18 protein-coding genes are annotated in these 22,943 nt (G+C 56.9%); 7 read left to right on the top strand and 11 right to left on the bottom strand.

Annotated elements, in window-relative coordinates; genetic code table 11:
• Positions 1–15: 15 nt before the first annotated feature.
• The 3 genes from HZS81_RS01460 to HZS81_RS01470 all read right to left on the bottom strand — a co-directional run bounded on the left by HZS81_RS01460 (position 16) and on the right by HZS81_RS01470 (position 3,619).
• On the bottom strand, positions 16–579 hold the full coding sequence (locus HZS81_RS01460) for an NlpC/P60 family protein (RefSeq protein WP_179929021.1): 564 nt from the start codon (positions 577–579) through the stop codon (positions 16–18).
• 179 nt (positions 580–758) lie between these two features.
• Positions 759–3,221 carry a DUF1266 domain-containing protein gene (locus tag HZS81_RS01465; protein WP_179928767.1) on the bottom strand — a complete coding sequence of 821 codons (2,463 nt, stop codon included), beginning with the start codon at positions 3,219–3,221 and terminating at the stop codon, positions 759–761.
• Between the two features lie 155 nt (positions 3,222–3,376).
• A complete protein-coding gene (locus HZS81_RS01470) occupies positions 3,377–3,619 on the bottom strand; it encodes a GlsB/YeaQ/YmgE family stress response membrane protein (protein WP_179928768.1) in 243 nt (80 codons plus the stop codon).
• A 110-nt stretch (positions 3,620–3,729) separates the two neighbouring features.
• Here HZS81_RS01470 and HZS81_RS01475 point away from each other — a divergent pair, with 110 nt between their 5' ends.
• From HZS81_RS01475 to HZS81_RS01495, 5 genes are all read left to right on the top strand, one after another.
• Positions 3,730–4,599 carry a D-hexose-6-phosphate mutarotase gene (locus HZS81_RS01475; protein ID WP_179928769.1) on the top strand — a complete coding sequence of 290 codons (870 nt, stop codon included), beginning with the start codon at positions 3,730–3,732 and terminating at the stop codon, positions 4,597–4,599.
• Positions 4,600–4,695: 96 nt separating this feature from the next.
• The gene (locus tag HZS81_RS01480) at positions 4,696–4,893 is read left to right on the top strand and encodes a hypothetical protein (protein ID WP_179928770.1); all 198 of its coding nucleotides are present in this window, start codon (positions 4,696–4,698) and stop codon (positions 4,891–4,893) included.
• A gap of 41 nt (positions 4,894–4,934) precedes the next feature.
• Positions 4,935–6,353 (top strand): YcjX family GTP-binding protein, encoded by a 1,419-nt coding sequence (locus tag HZS81_RS01485; protein ID WP_179928771.1) that lies wholly within the window; start codon positions 4,935–4,937, stop codon positions 6,351–6,353.
• Positions 6,350–7,414, top strand: coding sequence for a YcjF family protein (locus tag HZS81_RS01490; RefSeq protein ID WP_179928772.1), 1,065 nt, complete (start codon positions 6,350–6,352; stop codon positions 7,412–7,414). The genes HZS81_RS01485 and HZS81_RS01490 overlap by 4 nt, the downstream gene beginning before the upstream one ends.
• Positions 7,415–7,542: 128 nt before the next feature.
• Complete coding sequence (locus tag HZS81_RS01495; protein ID WP_179928773.1) at positions 7,543–9,483, top strand: exoribonuclease II; 1,941 nt, start codon at positions 7,543–7,545, stop codon at positions 9,481–9,483.
• 102 nt (positions 9,484–9,585) lie between these two features.
• On the opposite strand, the gene HZS81_RS01500 is transcribed toward HZS81_RS01495, so the two are convergent.
• Both HZS81_RS01500 and HZS81_RS01505 read right to left on the bottom strand, forming a co-directional pair.
• Entirely contained in the window at positions 9,586–10,734 is a 1,149-nt protein-coding gene (locus HZS81_RS01500) for an extracellular catalytic domain type 1 short-chain-length polyhydroxyalkanoate depolymerase (protein WP_179928774.1), read from the bottom strand.
• A gap of 23 nt (positions 10,735–10,757) precedes the next feature.
• The gene (locus HZS81_RS01505) at positions 10,758–11,174 is read right to left on the bottom strand and encodes a CopG family transcriptional regulator (RefSeq protein WP_179928775.1); all 417 of its coding nucleotides are present in this window, start codon (positions 11,172–11,174) and stop codon (positions 10,758–10,760) included.
• Positions 11,175–11,420: 246 nt separating this feature from the next.
• Between HZS81_RS01505 and HZS81_RS01510 the strand changes: the two genes are divergently transcribed.
• Positions 11,421–12,539, top strand: a complete 1,119-nt coding sequence (locus HZS81_RS01510) for an N-acetylglucosaminyl phosphatidylglycerol synthase (protein ID WP_179928776.1) — start codon at positions 11,421–11,423, stop codon at positions 12,537–12,539.
• Positions 12,517–13,536, top strand: coding sequence for a glucosaminyl phosphatidylglycerol flippase (locus tag HZS81_RS01515; RefSeq protein WP_179928777.1), 1,020 nt, complete (start codon positions 12,517–12,519; stop codon positions 13,534–13,536). Before HZS81_RS01510 ends, HZS81_RS01515 begins: the two co-directional genes overlap by 23 nt.
• An 87-nt stretch (positions 13,537–13,623) precedes the next feature.
• Here HZS81_RS01515 and sucD read toward each other — a convergent pair whose 3' ends face one another.
• From sucD to HZS81_RS01545, 6 genes are all read right to left on the bottom strand, one after another.
• A complete protein-coding gene (gene sucD, locus HZS81_RS01520) occupies positions 13,624–14,496 on the bottom strand; it encodes a succinate--CoA ligase subunit alpha (RefSeq protein WP_179928778.1) in 873 nt (290 codons plus the stop codon).
• Positions 14,496–15,662, bottom strand: a complete 1,167-nt coding sequence (sucC, locus tag HZS81_RS01525) for an ADP-forming succinate--CoA ligase subunit beta (RefSeq protein WP_179928779.1) — start codon at positions 15,660–15,662, stop codon at positions 14,496–14,498. The genes sucD and sucC overlap by 1 nt, the downstream gene beginning before the upstream one ends.
• A 159-nt stretch (positions 15,663–15,821) precedes the next feature.
• Positions 15,822–17,261 carry a dihydrolipoyl dehydrogenase gene (gene lpdA, locus HZS81_RS01530; RefSeq protein WP_179928780.1) on the bottom strand — a complete coding sequence of 480 codons (1,440 nt, stop codon included), beginning with the start codon at positions 17,259–17,261 and terminating at the stop codon, positions 15,822–15,824.
• A gap of 86 nt (positions 17,262–17,347) precedes the next feature.
• Positions 17,348–18,949, bottom strand: coding sequence for a 2-oxoglutarate dehydrogenase complex dihydrolipoyllysine-residue succinyltransferase (gene odhB, locus HZS81_RS01535; RefSeq protein WP_179928781.1), 1,602 nt, complete (start codon positions 18,947–18,949; stop codon positions 17,348–17,350).
• Between the two features lie 38 nt (positions 18,950–18,987).
• Positions 18,988–21,822, bottom strand: a complete 2,835-nt coding sequence (locus HZS81_RS01540; RefSeq protein WP_179928782.1) for a 2-oxoglutarate dehydrogenase E1 component — start codon at positions 21,820–21,822, stop codon at positions 18,988–18,990.
• Positions 21,823–22,218: 396 nt separating this feature from the next.
• Positions 22,219–22,929 (bottom strand): succinate dehydrogenase iron-sulfur subunit, encoded by a 711-nt coding sequence (locus HZS81_RS01545; RefSeq protein ID WP_179928783.1) that lies wholly within the window; start codon positions 22,927–22,929, stop codon positions 22,219–22,221.
• Positions 22,930–22,943 lie beyond the last annotated feature (14 nt).

Consider the following 22,943-nt stretch of genomic DNA (forward strand, 5'->3'; position numbering starts at 1 on the left):
AGCTATAACGTGTGGCTACAGCGTGCGGCTTAGTTGGGCTACATGGGTGGTTTCCAGTGCACGGCGGGCTTGCCAGTAGTAACGTTGCCAATAGCTGTTATCTAAGCGCGATATAGTTACGCCCTGCGACGTGGAGGCGTGTAAAAAGTGACCATCACCTACGTAAACACCCACGTGCTGATACGGGCCGGGAGGACGGAAGAACACCAGATCGCCTGCCTGTAACGCTTGGCGGTCGATCTCGCGCCCCTCTTTGACTTGGCCGTAGGTGGAACGCGGAAGCTCTAAATCAAAGGTGTCCCGATACACCTGCTGCACGAGCGCCGAGCAGTCGATCCCGCGCGCAGAGTCACCGCCTAACCGATACGGCGTTCCAGCCCAGTTTTGGTGCTGTTCTAGCAGAGCTTGACGGATCAGCGCTGGCGGCGGTGTCTGCAGGCTACGTAGCTGCGCCACGGGGTTATCGACCGGCGACATCAAGGCCTTACCACTACCCGGCACACCCGGCAATTGCCGAGCAAAATAGTCCTCCGGTGGTTGAGCGTGGCGCTGGGCTGATCCAGCACAGCCAGTGAGCATTAAAATGGCCAAACACAGCGCCGCGATAGAAAGTCTGGTGGGGAGTGTCAACGCACCCATGCGATTAACCTCGTTATGAGTCAACGTAAGACAGGAACCATTACTATAAGCGAAAGACGATGGATTTGGCGAGCTTGGCTTAAGTTCCACTCGACTTTTCATTCCGTTTTGTTTAGCGCTCAGTGGAGTGTTCGACGATCACCGGGCAAAGTATCGATATGCAGCGGCGCAAAGTGGCGTGGTTTGTTACCGGGGAAATCCAGGCTCGCCCACGGCCCTGCCAGTAGCGGTGCAGCACATAGCCACGCCACCAGCGCTTGGCGCAATCCCGCGAGAAAACTTTCGCGCTCAGGTGTTTCGCCCATAAAAAACGAGAAGCCAGCATACATGCCTTCCGCATAGGCTTGCCAACCGCTGTAATGCTTGGCTGCCAGCGCGTAAACGCGGTCCAACACCTGGGCAAACTGCGCTTGCGTCAGCCACTCCAGCTGGCGCCCCGCAATAGCTAAATCTACCGCTTGGGCTATATCCCATGCGGCCATATCCAACGTATTGCATCCATCTTCGTTATGGCGAACGCGCTCTAACCGCGCGAGATGTTGGCGCTCTTCTACGCCACATTCACCCGTTTCGATAATCGCGATTTCCTCTTCCAGACGCTGCTGATTGAGGGTATAGGGCGCGTAATTAATCTGATACTCCTGCCGATCCCCGGCATCCAACATGTAATTGACGAAGTCCTTAAGCTCATCAGCCTGGTGCAGCTGGTAGTGGCTCTCGACCCACTCGGCAATCTCACTTTTCTCCCGTGGGCTTTCCGGCTGTGGCTGGCTCCACGCCGCGCTATTTAATGGCCCTGCCAACGCCATGGCAGTGAAGTGCGTCAAAGAAGGACGTGGGCCCGGTTCGCGCCACTCGCCGGGACGCCAATCAAGCCAGTGAAAAAGACTGCCGGGATCTTCTAAGTGCCACGCAATTTCGTGCGCAAGCGATTCATGCTCGGGCTCAGGCAAACAGCGCTCCCAAGCAAGCCATGCTTTTAGGAGCGACTTAGCATGAGGGTAAAAGCGGCACAGGCTACTTTGCAGCGCACTGGCATAATTCATTAACGCATCGTATTCAAACAGCTGGCTATCGAGGGCCATATGCAAATAGAAGGCGAATTTCTCTGCCATATGGATGGTCGCGGCGTGGCGACTCGCATTTTTTAGCGGCTGACGCTCCTGCAAAAGCTCGGGTGCCGGCTGGCCAAAAGGCGTTTGTTGCGGCGGCCAGACATTATAGGCGGCATCCGCTGCCAGCTGATTAAGATGGTGCGCCTGAGCCGGCAACCAATAGCGCCCCATCGCAGCCGCCCCTTCATCGGCATGAAACCCCAGCGTCTCCTGGAGAAAGTGCGCAGCCTCCATGCGACGCGCTTCAGGGAGCGCGACAAAGGTTTTACCTTGTCTCAGCATCGCTTCAGGCTCGCGCACGCCGACGAGCGCAAGCAACCAATGGTAAGCAGATCCCCGCCACTCAAGAAGCGCCGCGTGTGATGCATCGCGAGTCGAGTCATCAAGGAGCTCTGCAATCGCCACTCGCCACGGGCTGTGCGTGCTATGCAGAAGAACACGCTGGTGTTTAAGCGGCGTTGCCGCCCGACGATCCATGCCGTCAAACAGGCTAAGCCCGCGTACGTAGCCCGCCACTACGGCCTGCCAGTCGTGGTAGCGACGACTCACCAGCTCCGCGGCGTGCGCCGCAAAATGGTCAGCCTCTTGCTGGGAAAGGTAGCCACAGCACGCACCTGCCCAGGCAAGTTCGGCTAAACGCAACCAATCCCAAGCGGCCCACTCTAACGGTTCGCCCTGAGTAACGAAGGTAGCGAGCACCACGGCATGGGGCGCCTCGGGGAGGACGCTACGCTGCCACTCATCGCGCTGAGCACGGTCCATCTCTATCAATTGGCGAGCATCGATATCCCAGCGCTGGCGCTCGCCTTGCGCGCTGAGCCACAGCATAGCCGTCAATAGCGCGTCGCGATCATGGATCTGCCAGACCTTAGCGAGCCAAGACCCTGCATCAGGCCAGTCGGCAGCACTTGCCGGGTAGCTAATAACGGGCCGCAAGAGCGCGCATAAACGATAACTTTGCGCCTCAGGCTGCTCTGGCCAAAGCGGCGCGTTAGGCGAGTCTCCCAGGGCAATTCGCATCTGCTCCCATGTTACGCCCTCCTCTTCGGCTTCTAGCGTTGCCAAGGCTTGGCAAGCGTCCACAAACCAATCATCCGCCCCCGATTGCCAGCCAGACGCACTTAACGCTTGACGACACGCACTCAGCCAAGCGCGAAAGTCGCTAAACTCATGCGCAATACGCGCGATCACGCACTGCGCCCACGCTTCGGCTTGGTGCTTTTCTAGCCACCCGGCTGCACCGGCTAAAGCGGCCCATTCAAGCGCGCCAAGCAGCTGGTCCGCCTGTTCGGATGGTGCACCGGCAGCTTCTAACAATTGCTCGGCAAGCTCACCGCGGTGGGTGATTCCCTGCTGCAAAAGCTGCTGCTCTGCCGCCCCGGCATCTATTGCTAGCGGATGTGGGGTAAACGCCCAATCGCATAGCACCAGCTGCTGCGCCCACCAAGCACGTAACGCATCGACCAAAAGACACCTCAACTATGAACCGACGACTGGCCTGGCTGGCCAGCATAAGCGCCATAGTGTACCCCACCACGCCTCCAGCCAAAAACGCCACCGTACGGTTTTATCCGGCGGTGGCGTTTAAAAGGGCACTCTGCTGTAAGCTGCCCGTTTGATCACTACGATTGCTTGACTTTGCTGATCACCCACAAGAGCACGACAGCGCCGACAATCGCGGTGACTAGCGAACCAATAAAGCCCCCGGCTTCCAAGCCTAAAAGGCCAAAAAGAAAGCCGCCGAGGACAGCTCCCACGACCCCGACGCCAATGTTGCCCAATATGCCGAAGCCGCCGCCGCGCATGATATTCCCGGCGATCCAACCCGCTAGACCGCCAATAATTAGCCATGCAATAAAGCCCATAATGATCTCCTTGTGTTCTCGTTGATCAGGGTTTTACCTAGTTAATGTGCTTGCTCTACCATAGCATACCGCGTAAAGCTCACGTCGATGCCCCAACCACAGGAAGGCTCATGATCCCAGACTCGCTTCGTCAACAACTTCACGCCACCCAAGGCCAGCAAACCACCACCTGGGAAGCGCGCGAGTTGGTGCTATTCAACCAACCCTGGGGCCAGCTAATTATCGCCCTGCAAGGCGCCCAGGTGTTGCACTTCGCGCCCAAGGGCGAGCATGACTGGCTATGGATGACATCCACTCCCCAAGCGCTGCCTGGCGCCATTCGCGGGGGTATTCCGCTATGCTGGCCGTGGTTTGGTGACGAACGCTACGCCGATGAGAGCGATGATCGCAGCGGCCCTTTCCATGGATTGGCGCGCCTTGCGGCTTGGCGCTTAGATGCCGTTGACGAGCACGAAGAAGGCATTGAAGCCCACCTTTCACCGGAAACTCGGCTACATAGCCAGCTGAATGTTCGCGCGGTCATTCAGGCCAATGCCAAACGCCTTCACGTTGAAATCGTGAGTGAAAACAGCGGCGAAACACCGGTCAAAATTAGCGCAGCCCTGCATAGCTACCTTGCAGTCGATGCGATTGGGCACTGCCGTCTAGAAGGGCTCGCTGGCGCGCGCTATCTTGACAAGCGCCGCGGCTTCGCTGAAGCGGAGCAACAAGGCACACTGGCGATCCACGGCCCCATTGACCGTATCTACCACAGCAACACGCCCGTTTTACTCAGCGATGGCGAGCGCACCTTGCGCATTGCCAAGCACGACAGCGACTCCACGGTAGTGTGGCACCCAGGCAGCGAGCCGCCCGCTGATACGTCGCCGGAAGACGCCCGCCATTTTATTTGCGTGGAAGCCGCCAACACCCGGCTAGACCCGGTGTGGCTCGTGCCAGGTTCTCAGCATGTGCTAGGCACCACGATCAGTCGCGGCTAACGTTTCCGATAATTTCCTCAGGAACCATCACGTTTGAGACACCACGTTTAATAAATCCGCTTAACAAACCATGCCTAATAAACTAAAGGGGCGTGCATGAACCCACAGCTTTGGCTCGAAGCCGCAACGCTTATGTTCAACCTGATCGGCATGCTGATCTGCATTTTAGGGCTGACTATGGCACAGAAAATGACCCGTCGCTGGCCCGGCTATGTCATTGCCGTGATTGGCTTTCTTGTTGCGACCATGCCGTTGTTTTATCAGCTCGTGTTATCACTGCGTAGCGGGACGTAACGTGGTTGGCGCACTGACAACACGACCAGGGAGTTTGCTCTATGCAACCACCTTTTAGCCGCGCACGGCTAAACCGCGAATTTGGCAACCTGGTGGAGCGCAGCCGGGATCGCCAACTGCGCCTGGCTGTCACCGGCCTCTCCCAAGCGGGAAAAACCGCCTTTCTCACTTCCCTAGTGAATCAGCTGCGCCACGCCGGCGTAGAAGCCAAGCTCGATCTCCTCCCCGCGGCAAGAGAGGGCCGCTTACTCGGTGCTCAGCGCCTCAACCAGCCCGATTTAGGCATACCGCGCTTTCCTTACGACCCAGCGATGAGTGCCTTACACGCCGATCCACCGCGTTGGCCCGCGCCCACCCGTGGCATTAGTGAGCTCCGTTTGCAGCTACGCTACCGGCCCGCGCAACGCGGCTGGCTAACGCCGGATATTGCCCACTTAACGCTGGATATTTTCGACTACCCTGGCGAATGGCTTTTGGACCTGCCCCTGCTTCAGCACGATTTTGACAGTTGGTGCGCGGCGCAGACCCAACCCCAGGGCGAACAGCGCCAAGCCTTATTTCGCCAATGGCTCGACGGCATCGACACACTCGACCCTACCGCAGAAGCGGACGAAACCGAGCTTGCCGACCTCGCCGCAGCTTACGCCGATGGACTTAAGCGCGCTAAAGCGGCGGGGTTTTCCGATCTTCAACCAGGGCGATTTTTGCTCCCCGGCGAGCACGAAGGCGCGCCGGTACTGCAGTTTTTTCCTCTTCCGGAAACCCTACTGGCTAAGTTTTCGCTGACAGATACAGAGCGCCATGCGTTACCCGAAAACAGCGTCTACGCGACACTGGCCGCCCGTTTTCGCTACTATCAGCAGCATATTGTGCGGCCTTTTTATCGCGACCATTTCCGCCGTTTCGACCGCCAAATCGTGCTGGTTGACGTGCTCGGCGCCCTCAATGCCGGCCCTGAGCGCTTTGAGGATCTTTCGCGCGCGCTTACCCAGCTGATGCAAAGCTTTGATTACGGCAAGCGAAGCCTGCTCACACGGCTATTTGCACCGAAAATTGACCGACTTGCCATTGCCGCTACCAAAGCCGACCACGTAACGCCGGACCAACACAGTAATGTGGTGCATTTGCTCGAAGCGCTGCTCGCCGAGCCGCTCAAAGAGCTCCGCTTTGCCGGCGTGCCGGTCAAAGCCTTGTCGCTTGCCTCTATTCGCGCCACTAAGATACGCGAGGTTAACGAGAACGGCACCCGCATCCCGGCACTACTCGGCACGACGCTCAGCGGTGAAGAGGTATTAGACTTTCCCGGCGAAGTGCCCGACCGCTTACCCAAGGCGGATTTCTGGCAGCAGCAAGGCTTTGATTTTTCCAATTTCCGCCCGATGCCAACGCCATCGCAAGCGCTGCCCCATATTCGCATGGATGCCGCCATCGACTGGCTGATGGGAGATAAACTCGTATGACGCAGCTCAAACCACGCCGCCGCTTCGCGTCTCAAGACCCCGCGCAAGAAACGCCAAGCGATAACGGTCATCAGCCGGAATCTCCCCACTTTGACGCCTCAACGTTAACGCCGCGCCGCCACTTTGACCCCAGTACCACCCAACATTCCGAGCCCGAAGCCACTGGCGACGATGACGACGCCTTGCCCGCACAGAGCCTTGGCGCCCCCCGAAAGCGGCGCTGGGGGATATTGTTTACCCTCGCTGGCAGCGCCAGTCTCGGCGCGGCAGAGCTTATCACTGGCCTACCGGAAGCCTGGCAGCAGTCGCAGTGGCTTACCATGGCATGGCAGCTTTTCGGCATGAGCCTGATCGGCTTAGGCAGCCTTTCTTTGTTGAAAGAGCTCGGCCGTTTACGTCGCTTAAAGCGTCACGAACAGCTACGCGAAGATCTCTCAGCTCTTCCCCAGCGTTCGCCTCAGCAGGCACACCAATTGGCCGAGACGCTACGCCAACAGCTCGACCTGGGTGACGACGACCCACATTGGCAAGCCTTTCAACACGCCAGCCAGCCCCACCACAGCGGCGAGGAAACGCTTACGCTGCTCAACCACCACCTTCTTGCTCCGCGCGACCGGGAAGCACAGCGGCTGATTTCGCGCATGTCGGGCGAAACGGCCGTCATGACCGCGATCAGCCCCCTCACCCTAGTGGATATGGCGCTGGTGGCCTGGCGCAACCTCGCCATGGTAGACAGGCTTTGCCGCCTTTACGGATTAGAGCTGGGTTACGCCAGCCGCTTACGGCTGTTTAGGCGCGTGCTTTACAACATGGCCTTTGCCGGCGCCAGCGACATGGTGACTGAGGCGGGAACGGATATGCTCTCACTCGACCTTGCCGGGCGCATCTCCGCCCGCGCCGGGCAAGGGCTTGCTACCGGGCTTCTCAGTGCACGCCTCGGGCTGCGCGCGCAGCGCCTGTGCCGCCCGCTCGCCTTTATACCGGAAGAGCAGCCCAAGCTTTCGGATCTACGCCAAGATTTGTGGCGGCAAATTCGCCGTCTTGACGCAAAAAACGAATAGTTTTGGCATCATACGTCACGTTTTACCCCAACCAGACAGCGTGCATTAAGAATGTTCCCCCGTGGCGATTGGCGCCGCGGGCATGAATCCGTATAGTGACCGTCTACCTTCGCCAATTGATTGACCTCATGCTGCAAAACAATTCCGTGCTTGCTTCACTCAAGCAACAGATTCGTGATACCACCCCACGTGCCGAAGGGGTGATCAAAGCTACCGAAAAAGGCTTTGGCTTTCTTGAAACCGACGACGGTGAATCCTATTTCGTGCCGCCCCCCGCGATGAAGCAGGTGCTGCACGGCGACCGCGTCGAAGCCGTTATCCATGAAAACGGCGATAAGAAATCCGTCGAGCCTGAAAAGCTTATCGAGCAAGGGCTGGAGCGTTTTATCGCGCGGGTGCAAAAGCGCGAGGGCCGCTTGGCCGTCGTCCCCGATCACCCCTCGATTCGCAATGTGCTCAAGGCGCGCATCAAAAATAGCCTGGATGAAAACACCATCGCTGACGGCGACTGGGTCGTCGCACGCTTAGTCCGTCATCCTCTCAAAGAGAATGATCGCGGCTTCTTTAGCCAGATCGACGAGTTGGTGGCGAAATCAGACGACCCGGCCGTGCCGTGGCGCGTCACGCTGGCTCGCCACGCGCTAGAGCAAGAGTGCCCCGATGCCGGCAGCGAATGGCCGATGCACGATGAAGGCTTGGTGCGTGAAGACCTGACCGATGAGGCGTTTTTCACCATCGACAATGAAAAAACCCGCGACATGGACGACGCCTTGCACGTTGTGCCGCGCGAAGAAGGCGGCTGGCGTATGTGCGTTGCCATTGCCGACCCCACGGCTTACGTTGAAGAAGGCCACGCGGCGGACCTAGAAGCACGTACGCGCGCTTTCACCGTGTACCTGCCCGGGCAAAACGTCACGATGCTGCCTGAGCAGCTGGCCGATGATCTTTGCTCGCTGTGGGAAGGCAAAGAGCGCCCGGCACTGGCGTGTACACTCGATATCAACGCCGACGGCAGCCTGGGCGACTACCGCTTCTTTGCTGCCACGGTGAAATCCCACGCCAAACTGGCCTATGACAATGTCTCTGACTGGCTTGACGGTCAAGGGGATTGGGCGCCTGAAAATGGGATAGACGAGCAGCTTAAAGCGCTGCGCGATTTAACCCTTGCCCGCACCCAATGGCGCGAAGAGCATGCATTGGTGTTTAAAGACCGCCCCGACTATGTATTCGATCTGGATGAGGCCGGCAACGTACTCAATGTACGCACCGAAGAGCGGCGCATCGCCAATCGCATGATCGAAGAGTCAATGATTGCGGCCAACGCCTGCTGCGCGGACTTCTTGGCCCAGCATATCGGTCACGGCATCTTTAACGTTCACCGTGCGTTTGAGCCAGAAAAGGCGGAAGCGGCCCAAGAGTTCCTCGCCGGGCAAGAGATTAACGTGGAACGCGAAGCTCTTACCGAACTTCCGCGCTATAAAGAACTCAAGCGCGAACTGGAAAGCCGCGACGACGCCTGGCTCGATGCGCGCCTTCGCCGCTTCCAAGGCTTCACTAACATGTCCGCACAGCCTGGGCCACACTTTGGCTTAGGCCTAACCGCCTATGCGACCTGGACCTCGCCAATTCGTAAGTACGGCGATATGGTCAACCACCGTTTGATCAAACGTGTGCTAAAAGGCGAACAGGCACCGGCTGAAGCCAGCCAGCAGCTCACCGAGCAGCTGACCGAGCGCCGCCGCCTCAATCGCATGGCCGAACGCGATGTCAAAGACTGGCTCTATGTGCGTTACCTAACCCCCGCCGCGCAGAACCAGGACACCTTTGAAGCCGAAATCATGGCCATCAACCGTGGCGGTATGCGCGTTCGTCTGCTGGAAAATGGCGCAACGGCGTTCGTGCCCGCACCGTTGATGCACAGTGACCGCAGTAAAGTGGTCATTGACGATAAAGAGGGTCGTATCCAGATCGAAGGCGAAGAGCGTTACAAACTTGGCGATCCGCTTCGAGTGGTGCTCACTGAAGCCCGCGAAGAGACCCGCTCGCTGGTGGCCAAGCCTGCTGAATAAACGTTGCTAAGCCATTAAGATACGCCATTAAGAAGCACTTGTTAGGCCATTAAAACCAACGCCGGCGCCTTTAAGGCGCCGGCGTTGTGTTGGTGGCAACCGTTATTTCACCGGCCTTTCTCTAGCCCCCAAACCATTTACCTGCTGGTGCTGAAAGAAAAAGCGCAGCATTTCCTTGGTGGCATTGGGGCCTTTCGGGTCGGTATAGCTTCCTTTCGTGCTGCCCCCCGACCAGGCGTGGCCCGCCCCGTGTACCTGCCACTGCTCCAGATGAGTTTCGCCTTTCGCATTATGGTGCGTGGTACAGGTATAGCCGTGGCCATTGGCTACCTTCCCCTTCTCCACTGTCGCCCCTGCTTGACGCGACGCGCTGTACTGAGCGGCAACGCGATCCGCATTGCTGGGGTGTACGGTGGTGTCATGGTCACCATGAAAGATGATCGCTGGCACGTCCGACGCCCATGTGGTTTTTTGCGCTGTGCCGCCGCCGAGAGGCCCGGCGCCTCCCTGCATGGCGCCCAAGGCATCGGGAAGGCTCTTGGCCACACCGTGTGGCAACCCAGAGTGTACACCCACCGCCGCAAACAGGTCTGGGTAGGTCATTGCCAGAGTGGTCGCCATCGCCGCGCCTGCCGAGAGCCCAGCGACATAGACTTGGGAAGTATCAAGCCCATGTGTATCGATCACTTGGCGGGTCATGCCGGCCAAGATTGCTGGCTCACCTCCCTCGCGCTGTTGGTCTTCGGCCTTGAACCAGTTCCAACACTTTGACGTGTTAGCGGTCGTCGGCTGGGCCGGATAAAGCACGCAAAAATGCTGCTCTTCGGCCAGCCGGTTCATGTCGGTCCCGGTGGCGAAGTCATCGGGGTTTTGCGTACAGCCATGCAGCATGACGACCAACGGAAGTGCCTGCCCGTGATAGCCACTGGGGATATAGAGTTTGTAATCGCGTGTGCCCACACGGCTGGTAAAACGCCCAGCAGTAAATCTGCCCGTGTTCGCATTCGTCTGACGCGCCCGGCCAAACGCAGAAGATGGTGCCGGGTCTGGCTTCGAGACCGTGACGTCTTCGTCGACGGCCTCGCAGGTGCCCTCAAAGGTGTTGCCTCCCCAGGAAGGTTGTCTCGGCGTGCCCTCAGCCTCCGTTTCAGGCATACCGCCCTGGAGAAGGGCCATGGCCTCTTGCAGCTTTCCGGCACGCGTGAGTCGCGTCGCCTCTTCCATTCGCTTCGTCATGGTGGCATCAATCATCGTCAATGTGCCTATTTAGCTATTCAGTGGATTCGGTCTGCCAGGGCGGCCTTGACCGCCGCGCTGGCATTGAGAGCGCCCAATACCACCACCGACTCGATGGTGGCGCGGGCAAGCTCCGGTGATACGTCATCGGCTATGCTGGCCATCCCCAGGACCTGAATCTGCAACATTTCCCCCGCCGACTGCAGTGCTTCCAGATCCACGCGACGGTAATGTTCAAGCCCCAGCACAAATGCCTTGCGAGTCACAGTCTCTTTGACGACGTCGGCATGGGTCGCCAACTGGTTGCGGATGGCCGTCCGAATCAGATCGGTTCGATTGGAGTAGAACCCCTCCTGGACCAGCAGATCGATCTGTCCTAGGTCCACGACGCCTAAATTGATGGTGATCTTCTCGCTGGAATCGCCGCTCTTGCGGCGTAATTCATGCACGCTCATGTGTAATGTCCCATTGCATTAATCGTGGAAAACCTTAATAGCGAGATACCTTTCCTACTTACCATGGCATCCCTATAGATTCCATTTACCATCTGAATGGATGGTATAATAAATCTATCCCGGCCATAGAACAAGCGAAAGTGTCTTACACAAAGGCAGGCTAACGACCAAGCGGTCACTGTCGTCGAACTGACTTATTTGTTGTTTAAGGTATCCTTATGACATTCATGTGGCTCGGAGGTTACCTTGCACATCGCTGATGTAACGATGTTTCACGCCCCCGCCAGTGGTGGCGTACGTACCTATTTGCAGGCCAAGCATCGCGTCTTTTCACACTACCCTGACTTGCGTACCAGCCTGCTGGTACCGGGAGCGGAACGAGACAGTCTAGGTGACCTACATACTTTACCGGCATTGCACTTACCCTTAGGGCAAGGCTATCGCTTTCCATTGCGCGCCGCCCCGTGGCGCGATGCGCTGCTCCGGCTCCAACCGGATATCATTGAAGCTGGCGATCCTTATGTGACCGCCTGGGCAGCGCTTGAGGCAGGACAAAGGCTTGGCATTCCGGTGGTCGGGTTTTATCACTCGGACTTGCCGCGCCTGATGGGCGACCGCTTTGGGCGTCACGTACGTCAGCGTTTGATTGGTTACGTCACAAGGCTATATCGCCGGTTCGATAGCGTATTGGCGCCGTGTCAGGCAATGGCCAATCGGCTACAGGACTGGGGAGTAGAAAACGTTCGCGTACAGCCATTAGGCGTCGATTTAAACCTATTTAACCCTCAGCAGCGTGATCCCGCCTTCCGCCAAGCGATGGGATTGCCCAGCGATAAAAAACTGCTGATCTTTGTCGGGCGCAACTCCCGCGAGAAAAATATCGATGTGCTGCTTTCAACAATGCGCCAGCTAGGCAGCGATTATCATTTGTTGTTGATGGGGCCAGGCATGCCGCATCAGGTACCCACGAATGTCACCGTGGTCGACCGCTGCTGTGGCGCGCATGAAGTCGCCGCCGCCTTAGCCAGTAGCGATGCCTTGCTGCATGCGGGCACACGGGAAACCTTTGGGTTGATCGCCCAGGAGGCCATGGCCTGTGGTACGCCGGTGATTGGTGCCAGGGCCGGTGCGCTTGCCGAGAATGTACCGCTTGGCGCCGGTATTTTATGCCGTCCCCTCGACCCATCGGCCATGGCCGAAGCCTGTACGGCATTATTCAGCAACGACGTCGCAGCCAGTGGCCATTATGCGCGACGTTATGTGGAGCGCCACTTCAACTGGGATAGCGTGATGCACGCCTTACTGGCTCACTATGGCACCTTACGCGATGACAGCTTGCCCTATGCGCTCCCTCAGCATCGCTAAGCCCAAAAGCTGGCTGCGTTGGCAACCACTGCACGCTGTGATGATGGCGATGGCACTGGGATTGCCATTGCTGCTAACCGCATGGATCGGCGGCCTTGAGGCGTGGCATCGCGTCAAGCAGTTCCCACTAGGCGTTCTGATGCTCATGCTACTACTCGCGTTTCTGTGTTGGAATTTGAACGCCGCACGGTTGCGTTTAATGCTAGGGGGGCGGGCTGGAGCGCTTGGCCAGCGAGGTGCCTTAGGCATTGAGTTGGCGTCTAAATTTGCCCTGTGCGCCACGCCTGGCGGCAGCGGGGGGCCTGCCACGCTGCTGTTGCTATTGGCACAGCGCGGTTTTCCCCCATCCAAAGGCAGCGCTGTCTTCCTGATTGACCAGGGCTGCGACATGCTGTTCTTTCTTAGCATGCTCGGCGGGCTGGTACTGTTTTCGCTAACCAACGAGGTCGACTGGCCGCATCAGGCGCTGGTGCAATCGGCACTGGCTGGCTTGGCGCTGATCGCTTTGCTGGTTTGCCTGCTGGTCTATCACCTGCCCCGCTTATTGCGGGTTCGGCGCTTCAGGCTTACTTGGCTAAGCCGTAACCGTCGTCGACGGCTTGCCCGTGGCTTTCTGGGTTTTCGCCAAGCGTTAACGGTAACGCTGTCGCTTCCGCGCACCACTCTGCTTGCGATGCTCTTGCTGACCACCTTGCACTGGCTGATGCGTTACAGCCTGCTGTATTTGGCCGTGCTGGGCGTAGGTGGCAATGTCGATTGGGAGTGGACGTTCTTGACCCAAATGCTGGCCATGGCCGCCAGCCAGTTAAGCTTTTTGCCTGGAGGGGCCGGCGCGGCTGAAGTCGGGGTGGGTTCTTTGCTACTGCCGTTAATGGCCGCCGAACAAGCTGCCGCTGCCGTGCTGATATGGCGACTGGTCAGCTATCATCTCTATTTAGCCGCCGGAGCCCCGTTTTTCTTACGTTACGGGATTCGGTTGTTCAAACGTAGCCCCTAGGGCTGGCGTTTCCACGTAAGCTGCCCGACCGGACAAAAAAAGAGCACCCGAAGGTGCTCTTTTAAGATTGGCAGGTAAAACAAGTGCTTACCAGCCAGTCACTTCTTTCAATGCATCGCCGATTTCAGCCAGCGAACGCACGGTTTTGACACCGGCGTCTTCCAACGCGGCAAACTTCTCGTCGGCAGTACCTTTACCGCCTGAAATGATTGCGCCAGCGTGGCCCATACGCTTACCGGGAGGTGCGGTGACACCGGCAATGTAAGAGACAACGGGCTTGGAAACGTTGGCTTTGATGTAAGCCGAGGCTTCTTCTTCCGCCGTACCGCCGATTTCACCGATCATGACGATCGCTTCGGTCTTCGGATCGTTCTCAAACAGCTCGAGAATATCGATAAAGTTAGAGCCCGGAATCGGATCGCCGCCGATGCCCACACAGGTGGACTGGCCAAAGCCGTGATCGGTGGTCTGCTTGACCGCTTCGTAGGTCAATGTGCCCGAACGCGATACGATGCCGACACGGCCCGGCTGGTGGATGTGCCCCGGCATGATGCCGATTTTGCACTCACCCGGGGTGATAACACCCGGGCAGTTCGGGCCGATCAGGCGTACGCCCAGCTCGTCGCATTTCACTTTCGCTTCGAGCATGTCGAGTGTGGCGATGCCTTCGGTAATACACACGATGAGCTTGATACCGGCGTTGGCCGCTTCAAGAATCGAGTCTTTACAGAACGGTGCCGGTACGTAGATAACGCTGGCTTCCGCGCCTGTCTTCGCCACCGCTTCTTTCACGGTGTTGAAAACCGGCAGGCCTAGATGCTCTTGGCCGCCTTTACCCGGCGTCACACCACCGACCATCTGCGTTCCGTAGGCAATCGCCTGCTCGGAGTGGAACGTACCTTGGCCACCAGTGAAACCTTGGCAGATGACCTTGGTGTTCTTATCGATCAGGATGCTCATTACTTGCCCTCCGCCGCTTTAACGACCTGCTGAGCCGCGTCGGTCAGACTGGTAGCCGCGATGATATTCAGACCGCTAGACGCGAGTTTTTCCGTGCCTAGCTCGGCGTTGTTACCTTCCAGACGTACGACCACCGGCACGTTGACACCGACCTGCTCAACGGCACCGATAATGCCTTCCGCAATCATGTCGCAACGTACGATACCGCCGAAAATGTTGACCAATACGGCCTTAACGGAGTCGTCAGAGAGAATCAGCTTGAAGGCTTCCGCTACGCGCTCTTTGGTAGCGCCGCCGCCAACATCGAGGAAGTTGGCCGGTTTACCGCCGTTCAGGTTGACGATGTCCATGGTGCCCATGGCCAAGCCTGCGCCATTCACCATGCAGCCGATGTTGCCATCGAGCGCGACATAGTTAAGTTCCCACGCAGCGGCTTCCGCTTCGCGCTCGTCTTCCTGCGACGGGTCACGCATCGCCTGGAGGTCTGGGTGACGGTACAGTGCGTTGCTGTCCAGCCCAAGTTTGGCGTCGAGACAGTGGAGATTGCCTTCGTCAGTGATAACCAGCGGGTTAATCTCTAACAGCGCCAGGTCTTTATCGTGGAACAGCTTAGACAGTCCCAGGAAGACCTTGGTGAACTGCTTGACCTGATCGCCAGAAAGGCCTAGCGCAAAGGCCAGCTCACGCGCTTGGTACGGCTGTGCGCCAACCAGCGGGTCGATCTCGGCTTTGAGAATTTTTTCCGGCGTTTCTTCGGCAACTTTCTCGATTTCTACGCCGCCTTCGGTAGAGGCCATAAAGACCACGCGGCGGGTCGTACGGTCGACGACGGCACCCAGATAAAGCTCATCGGCGATATCGGTGCAGGTCTCGATCAGAATCTTGGAAACCGGCTGACCGTGTTCATCGGTCTGGAACGTCACCAAGTTTTTACCCAGCCACTGCTCGGCGAAGGCTTTAGCATCGGCAGGGTCTTTAATAAGCTTAACGCCGCCTGCTTTACCACGACCACCGGCATGCACCTGGGCTTTTACCACCCACATGTCGCCACCGATCTTTTTGCATGCTTCTGCTGCTTCTTCAGGAGTGTCCACTGCAAAACTTTTGGACACTGGCAGACCATAATCGGCAAACAGCTGTTTGCCTTGATACTCGTGAAGGTTCATCGATTCATGCCATTGGTTGCATGTGACTCGAATGATGGCAAGCCATTAACGTACTCCCCATCCCCGTACTTTCGATTCCTGTCTTTCACCACAAATGAAAAGACATGGCCGAAAGTGTTGCGCCACCGATTGGTGGCGCTTTTTTGTTACTTCATTACGTTATTTACGCTTTTTGCGGTTTGCCATATGAATGGCGTGTCCTTCCACCGCTAGGGCTGCTTCGTGCACGGCTTCCGACATGGTCGGGTGTGCATAGCAGGTTAGGGCCAAGTCTTCCGCACTAGAGCCAAACTCCATCGCGATAACGCCTTGAGCAATCATCTCACCAGCGTGCTGGCCGACGATGTGCATGCCAAGGATACGATCCGTGTCTGCATCCGCGATGATCTTCGCTTGACCTTCGGTGGCGTTATTCGCCATTGCCCGACCGCTCGCTGCAAACGGGAAGCTGCCGGTTTTCACCTTAAGACCTTTGGCTTTGGCTTCTTCCTCGGTGATACCCACCCAAGCGACTTCCGGGAAGGTATAGATCACGTTCGGAATGGTGTCGTAATTCATCTCGGCTTTTTGGCCAGCGATGACATCCGCCACCATGATGCCTTCTTCCGAGGCTTTGTGCGCCAACATCGGGCCGCGTACACAATCACCGATCGCGTAAACGCCCGGCACGTTGGTACGGCACTGATCGTCGACAAAGATAAATCCGCGCTCATCAAGCTCAACGCTGACGCCGTCGGCAATCACGCCTTTAGTGTAAGGACGACGACCGACAGAAACGATCAGTTTGTCGAAGGTCATCTCCTGCTCGCCATTGGCGTCGGTGTACTTAACAACGACTTCGTCGCCGTTGGTTTCCGAACCGGTCACGCGAGCACCCAGCTTGATATCCAAGCCCTGCTTTTTGAGTAGCTTTTGCGTCTCTTTGCCAATAGCGCCATCGACCATCGGTAGGAAGGAGTCCATCGCCTCCAACACCGTGACCTCAGAACCCAGGCGGTTCCACACGCTACCCAGTTCCAAGCCGATAATACCCGCACCGATAACGCCCAGGCGCTTCGGCGTTTCTTGGAACTCCAGCGCGCCAGTGGAATCGACAATTAAGCCTTCCGTCAGTGGCGTGGGGGGAATTTCCACCGGCACAGAACCCGCGGCGATGACGATATTGTCGGCATCGTACGTGGTGGCATTACCGTCAGCATCGGTCACTTCGACCTGCTTATTCGAAACGACTTTACCGGTACCTTCGATAGCCGTAACGCCGTTGGCCTTGAACAGACCCGAGATACCGCCGGTCAAGTTCTTAACGATCTTGTCCTTGCGCGCCATCATTTTTTTGACGTCCATGGTGACGTCACCCGCCTCTATGCCCATATCATCGAAGTCGTGCTTCGCTTCAACGAACTTGTGCGAGGCTTCCAGCAGCGCTTTGGACGGGATACAGCCGACGTTCAAGCAAGTACCGCCATGAACAACGTTGCCTTCTTTACCGATCCATTTTTCAACACAGGCCGCTTTCAACCCGAGTTGTGCTGCACGGATAGCGGATACGTAACCGCCGGGGCCGGCACCAATAACGATCACATCAAACTTGTCAGCCATGTTGGCTCCTTTAGCTTGGTTGCCTTCTCCCTTGTGGGGAGAGGGCTAAGTGCGATTAAGCGTATCTACGAGGTTAGTCGCGATCCTTACACGTCTAGCAGCAGGCGCGCGGGATCTTCCAGCAACTCTTTCATGGTCACTAGGAATTGCACCGCGTCTTTGCCGTCGATCATACGGTGGTCGTAAGAAACCGCCAGGTACATCATGGGGCGAATTTCGACCTTCCCGTTGACCGCCATGGGGCGTTCCTGGATTTTGTGCATGCCCAGGATAGCCGTTTGCGGCGGGTTAATGATCGGGGTCGACATGAGCGACCCGAAGATACCGCCATTGGTGATCGTGAAGGTGCCGCCCTGCATCTCGTCGATGCCCAGTTTGCCATCGCGCGCACGCTTACCGAAGTCAACGATCGTTTTCTCAACATCGGCGATCTTCATGCTGTCGGTATCGCGTAGCACCGGCACCACCAAGCCGCGGTCGGTGGAGACCGCCACGCCGATATCCTGGTAGCCGTGGTAGACGATATCCGTCCCATCGATGGAGGCGTTGACATCCGGGAAGCGCTTAAGCGCCTCTGAAGCCGCTTTGACGAAGAAGCCCATAAAGCCAAGCTTGGTGTCGTGAGCCTTGAGGAAGGTGTCTTTGTACTGGGCACGCAAATCCATCACTGCGCCCATATCCACCTCGTTATAGGTGGTCAGCATCGCCGCAGTTTGCTGGGCTTGAACCAAGCGCTTGGCAATGGTTTGGCGCAAGCGGCTCATGGGTACTCGCTTCTCGGGGCGCTCGCCTTCTACCACCGGCGCCGCCGTAGCGGTGCCTTTGGGAGCCGCAGAGCCGCCCGACGCCTTCTTGGCAGAGCCGCCTTTAACCGCTTTCTGAACGTCTTCTTTCAAGATGCGGCCACCTTTGCCGGTGCCCTCAATCTTGGCAACGTCCAGGTCGTACTCGGCCACCATTTTACGCGCGGCCGGCGCAAGAATTTTGTCGCCGACCTTCTCATCACCGCTGCCGTCATCGGCACTGCTTTCGGCTTTATGCGGTGTCGAATCAGCACCAGTGCTATTATTGCTGCTATCGCCGCCAGCACCTTCAGCGAAGATAGCCAGCACTTCCTCAGAGGCAACTTGACTGCCTTCTTCGGCTTTAATCTCGGCGAGCGCACCATCCGCTGGAGCGACCACTTCGAGCACAACCTTGTCGGTTTCGATATCTGCCAGCACTTCATCGCGCTTGACCGCTTCGCCGACTTTTTTATGCCACGTGGCCACGGTACCTTCCTGCACAGACTCAGGAAAGGACGGTGCCTTCACTTCGTGCTGCTGGCCACCGCCGCCGTTACCACCGCTGGCTTTCTTCTCTTCTGCTTTTCCTTCGCTCGCGGTGTCAGAGGGTTTGTCTTCTTTATCACTGTCATCACTGTCGCCAGAACCGCTGTCACCAGAAGCACTGCCTTCACCGATCTTGCCCAATACCTGCTCGGACTCTACGGTATCACCCTCTTCGACCATGACATCGGTCAGAGTGCCCGCTTCCGGTGCGACAACTTCAAGCACCACTTTGTCGGTTTCAATTTCAACAATCAGCTCGTCACGCTCAACACTGTCGCCTGGCTTTTTATGCCAAGCCGCTACAGTGCCTTCGGCAACGGATTCTGGAAAGTTTGGCGCTTTGATCTCGGTAGCCATGTCGTTTCCCTTATAGATTCTTTAAATCCGGTGGGCGCTTATAGATTAAAAGCGTCTTCCACCAGCTGGCGCTGCTGTTCAGTGTGAACGGACATATAGCCTGCCGCCGGTGCAGCGGAAGCCGGTCGCCCAGCGAACTTCAATTTGCCGCCTAAGCCTTCTTTGAGCATATCGGCCACGGCACGCATGTGGTGCTGGCTGGGATACCAAGCGCCCTGATTGAGCGGTTCTTCCTGACACCACACAATGTCCTCCAACTGGGAATACGCTTGAAGCGTTTCCAGAAGTTCCTCTTTCGGGAAAGGATAGAGCTGCTCAAGGCGAATGATGGCAGTGTCCTGACGGTCATTATCAACACGCCAAGCCGCCAAGTCGTAATAGACCTTACCCGCACACAAAATAGCGCGTGTTACTTTCTCTGGTGCTAATTTAGCCTGGTCAGGCAGCACCATGAAGAACTTGCCATACGCCAGATCATCCAGATGTGAAATCGCTTCTTTATGGCGCAACAATGACTTCGGCGTCATTACCACTAGCGGTTTACGCAGCGGACGAATCACCTGACGACGCAGCAGATGGAAAATCTGTGCCGGTGTAGTCGGCACGCATACCTGCATGTTGTGCTCGGCACACATCTGCAAGAAGCGCTCAAGGCGTGCTGACGAGTGCTCAGGACCCTGGCCTTCGTACCCGTGCGGTAGCAACATGGTCAAACCACATAGCCGCCCCCATTTGGTTTCACCCGAGGAGATGAACTGATCCACGACGACTTGGGCGCCGTTGAAGAAGTCACCAAACTGCGCTTCCCAGACCACCAAATCATTCGGTGCAGTGGTGGAATAGCCGTACTCAAATGCCAGCACGGCTTCTTCTGATAAGTAAGAGTCATGGATCGTAAAGCGCGGCTGCCCTTCCTTCAGATTTTGCAGCGGCACATAGGTGGTACCGTCTTTCTGGTTGTGCACTACCGCGTGGCGGTGTGAGAAAGTGCCTCGCCCGACGTCTTGGCCGGTAATCCGGACGGGGTGACCTTGGTCAATGAGCGTGGCGTACGCCAGCGTTTCCGCAAAGCCCCAGTTGAGACCCATGCCACCGGCCTGCATCTTGCGACGGTCGTCATATATCTTGGCGACCTGGCGCTGCACGTCGATCCCATCGGAGATAGTGCACATCTTCGCTGCTAATTTTTGCAACAGCTTCATATCCACCGTCGTGTCGGCATTGCCGGTCCACTCGTGGCCGATATAGGGTTGCCAGTCGACAAATAGCGAGGTGTTAGGCTCTTGCACCAGCGCGTTAGCTACGTGGTTGCCTGCCGTCAGGTCTTCACGGTATTTCTCGACCATCGCCTTGGCTTCATCGTCACTGACCACACCGTCTTGTATCAGGCTTTCAATGAACAGCGAGCGCGCTGAAGGATGCTGTTTGATTTTGGTGTACATCATCGGCTGAGTACCGGAAGGCTCATCTGCTTCGTTATGGCCACGGCGGCGATAACACACCAAATCGATGACGACATCTTTCTTAAATTGCTGACGGTAATCCAGCGCCACTTGGGTGGCATGCAGCACCGCATCAGGATCATCGCCATTAACATGGAAAATCGGCGCTTGAACCATTTTAGCGATATCGGTGCAATACTCGGTCGAGCGAGCATCTAGCGGATGGGACGTGGTAAAGCCCACCTGGTTATTGATCACGATATGGACGGTGCCGCCGGTCTTGTACGCGCGAGTTTGAGACATCTGGAATGTCTCCATCACCACGCCCTGGCCGGCAAAGGCCGCATCACCATGCACATTGATGGGCAGGACTTTATCGCCTGCCGAGTCATCGCGACGATCTTGGCGAGCGCGTACCGAGCCTTCTACCACAGGCGCGACAATTTCCAAGTGCGACGGGTTAAACGATAGCGCTAGATGCACCTCACCGCCCGGCGACATGACGTTGGAACTGAAGCCCTGGTGATATTTGACATCACCGGAACCCCGTTCAATGACTTTTTTGCCATCGAACTCGTCAATCAGATCCGTCGGGTTTTTGCCCAGAATATTGACCAAAAGGTTGAGACGGCCGCGGTGCGCCATGCCGATAACGACTTCCTTGGTACCGTAACCACCGGCACGCTGGATCAACTCGTCCATCATCGGAATAAAGGTTTCACCCCCTTCAAGGCCGAAACGCTTCGTCCCTGGGTACTTGGACGCGAGGTAGTTTTCCAACCCTTCAGCTGCCGTCAAGCGCTCAAGTACATGCTTGCGTACATCGTCGCTGAACTTGGGCATACTGCGCACCGTTTCAAAACGACGCTGCAGCCAACGTTTCTCTTCGGTATCGACAATGTGCATGATTTCGCAGCCGATAGAGCGGCAATAGGTGCGCTCCAGGGCGTCGACGATGTCACGCAGCGGTGCTTTATCGGCACCTAAAAAGAAAGAACCGGTCTGGAACTCAACGTCCAAGTCTGCTTTAGAAAGCTGATGGAAGGAGAGGTCTAGATCCGGAACGGGGGTGGGATTTCGCAGTCCTAGCGGGTCGATATTGGCCTTCTGATGCCCACGGAAACGATAAGCGTTAATCAGCTGCAGGACTTTCACCTGCTTTTTGTTTTCGCCGCTGTCGACAGCGGCCGCTACACGGCCTGGGCGTGCTTCACGCCCCAGCTGGTAGAACTGATCACGAATCGGGCTAAGTGGAACATCGTGAGAGGCACTGCCTTCGGGACGCGGTAGCGAATCAAAATAATTACGCCACTCGTCCGGGACAGCATTGGGATCATCGAGGTACTGCTCGTAAAGCGCTTCCACGTAGTGGGCATTGCCACCACTAACGTGAGAGGAACGCCACATCAACTCCATTATGCCTTGTTGCATCTCTCGGTCACCCTGCACTGATGGGGTGGTATCGGTATCGCCACGCAAAGCGACGACAACGCTATTGCCCTGCCGGCGGGGCGGGACGTTTGCCGGCGGCGCCGACCCATGGTCGGAAGCCCTTACCACTTGTACGACAGCAGTTTGTTTTTACTGCTTTTGCTAACTCTTTCTTTACTTACTTACGTCGTTCTTTACATAAGTAGTTCTTTATATGCGTAGCTCTTTGCTAATCAGTCCATGCTCAAAAGCCGGTACTCGCGGCACCGGCTTTTAAACTTGGCTGGTTAGGTGGTGCGACTCACCGTCGCACCACCTAACGTTCCCTATGATAACAAGCGAAGCGCTTGGATTTAAGTGGCATTGATGCGCAACTTAAGTGGCACTCGCTTTTTCTTAGGTCGCATCGGCTAACAGCATCTCACGGATCTTACCAATCGCACGCGTGGGGTTGAGACCTTTCGGGCAAACCGCCACGCAGTTCATGATGCCCCGGCAGCGAAACACAGAGAACGGATCTTCTAAATCTGTCAGGCGCTCACTGGTCGCATTGTCGCGCGAATCCGCCAAGAAACGATAAGACTGCAAAAGACCCGCTGGCCCGACAAACTTATCTGGGTTCCACCAGAACGACGGGCAAGAGGTCGAGCAGCACGCACACAGAATACACTCGTACAAGCCGTCTAGCTTATCGCGTTCTTCCGGCGACTGCAGGCGCTCAATGGCTGGCGCTGGTTCGTCATTTTGCAGGTACGGCTGAATGCGCTCGTACTGCTTATAGAACAACGCCATATCCACAACCATGTCGCGGATAACCGGCAAGCCCGGTAGCGGGCGTAATGTTAATTTATTGCCTTTCACAACATCTGACAGCGGCGTAATACACGCTAGGCCGTTTTTACCGTTCATGTTCATGCCGTCGGAACCGCAAACGCCTTCGCGGCAGCTACGACGAAATGCCAGCCCGCTGTCTTGTTCTTTCATCATATGAAGAACATCCAGCACCATCACATCGCGGCCTTTGGTATCGACCTGAAACTCCTGCATATAAGGTGCGGAGTCGGTTTCCGGGTTGTAGCGGTACACGGATACCTGAAGATTGGACATGGTGACTCCCTCTC

This window comes from Vreelandella salicampi (assembly GCF_013415105.1).
GTDB classification, from domain to species: domain Bacteria; phylum Pseudomonadota; class Gammaproteobacteria; order Pseudomonadales; family Halomonadaceae; genus Vreelandella; species Vreelandella salicampi.

What these genes read in the sequence shown, in the direction of transcription:
- HZS81_RS01480 (WP_179928770.1), top strand. Translation starts at nt 4,696, where the DNA reads ATGAACCCACAGCTTTGGCTCGAAGCCGCAACGCTTATGTTCAACCTG.
- HZS81_RS01500 (WP_179928774.1), bottom strand. Translation starts at nt 10,734, where the DNA reads ATGATTGATGCCACCATGACGAAGCGAATGGAAGAGGCGACGCGACTC.
- HZS81_RS01545 (WP_179928783.1), bottom strand. Translation starts at nt 22,929, where the DNA reads ATGTCCAATCTTCAGGTATCCGTGTACCGCTACAACCCGGAAACCGAC.
- HZS81_RS01475 (WP_179928769.1), top strand. Translation starts at nt 3,730, where the DNA reads ATGATCCCAGACTCGCTTCGTCAACAACTTCACGCCACCCAAGGCCAG.
- HZS81_RS01515 (WP_179928777.1), top strand. Translation starts at nt 12,517, where the DNA reads ATGCGCTCCCTCAGCATCGCTAAGCCCAAAAGCTGGCTGCGTTGGCAA.
- HZS81_RS01490 (WP_179928772.1), top strand. Translation starts at nt 6,350, where the DNA reads ATGACGCAGCTCAAACCACGCCGCCGCTTCGCGTCTCAAGACCCCGCG.
- HZS81_RS01505 (WP_179928775.1), bottom strand. Translation starts at nt 11,174, where the DNA reads ATGAGCGTGCATGAATTACGCCGCAAGAGCGGCGATTCCAGCGAGAAG.
- sucC (WP_179928779.1), bottom strand. Translation starts at nt 15,662, where the DNA reads ATGAACCTTCACGAGTATCAAGGCAAACAGCTGTTTGCCGATTATGGT.
- HZS81_RS01460 (WP_179929021.1), bottom strand. Translation starts at nt 579, where the DNA reads ATGCTCACTGGCTGTGCTGGATCAGCCCAGCGCCACGCTCAACCACCG.
- lpdA (WP_179928780.1), bottom strand. Translation starts at nt 17,261, where the DNA reads ATGGCTGACAAGTTTGATGTGATCGTTATTGGTGCCGGCCCCGGCGGT.
- HZS81_RS01540 (WP_179928782.1), bottom strand. Translation starts at nt 21,822, where the DNA reads ATGCAACAAGGCATAATGGAGTTGATGTGGCGTTCCTCTCACGTTAGT.
- odhB (WP_179928781.1), bottom strand. Translation starts at nt 18,949, where the DNA reads ATGGCTACCGAGATCAAAGCGCCAAACTTTCCAGAATCCGTTGCCGAA.
- HZS81_RS01485 (WP_179928771.1), top strand. Translation starts at nt 4,935, where the DNA reads ATGCAACCACCTTTTAGCCGCGCACGGCTAAACCGCGAATTTGGCAAC.
- sucD (WP_179928778.1), bottom strand. Translation starts at nt 14,496, where the DNA reads ATGAGCATCCTGATCGATAAGAACACCAAGGTCATCTGCCAAGGTTTC.
- HZS81_RS01495 (WP_179928773.1), top strand. Translation starts at nt 7,543, where the DNA reads ATGCTGCAAAACAATTCCGTGCTTGCTTCACTCAAGCAACAGATTCGT.
- HZS81_RS01470 (WP_179928768.1), bottom strand. Translation starts at nt 3,619, where the DNA reads ATGGGCTTTATTGCATGGCTAATTATTGGCGGTCTAGCGGGTTGGATC.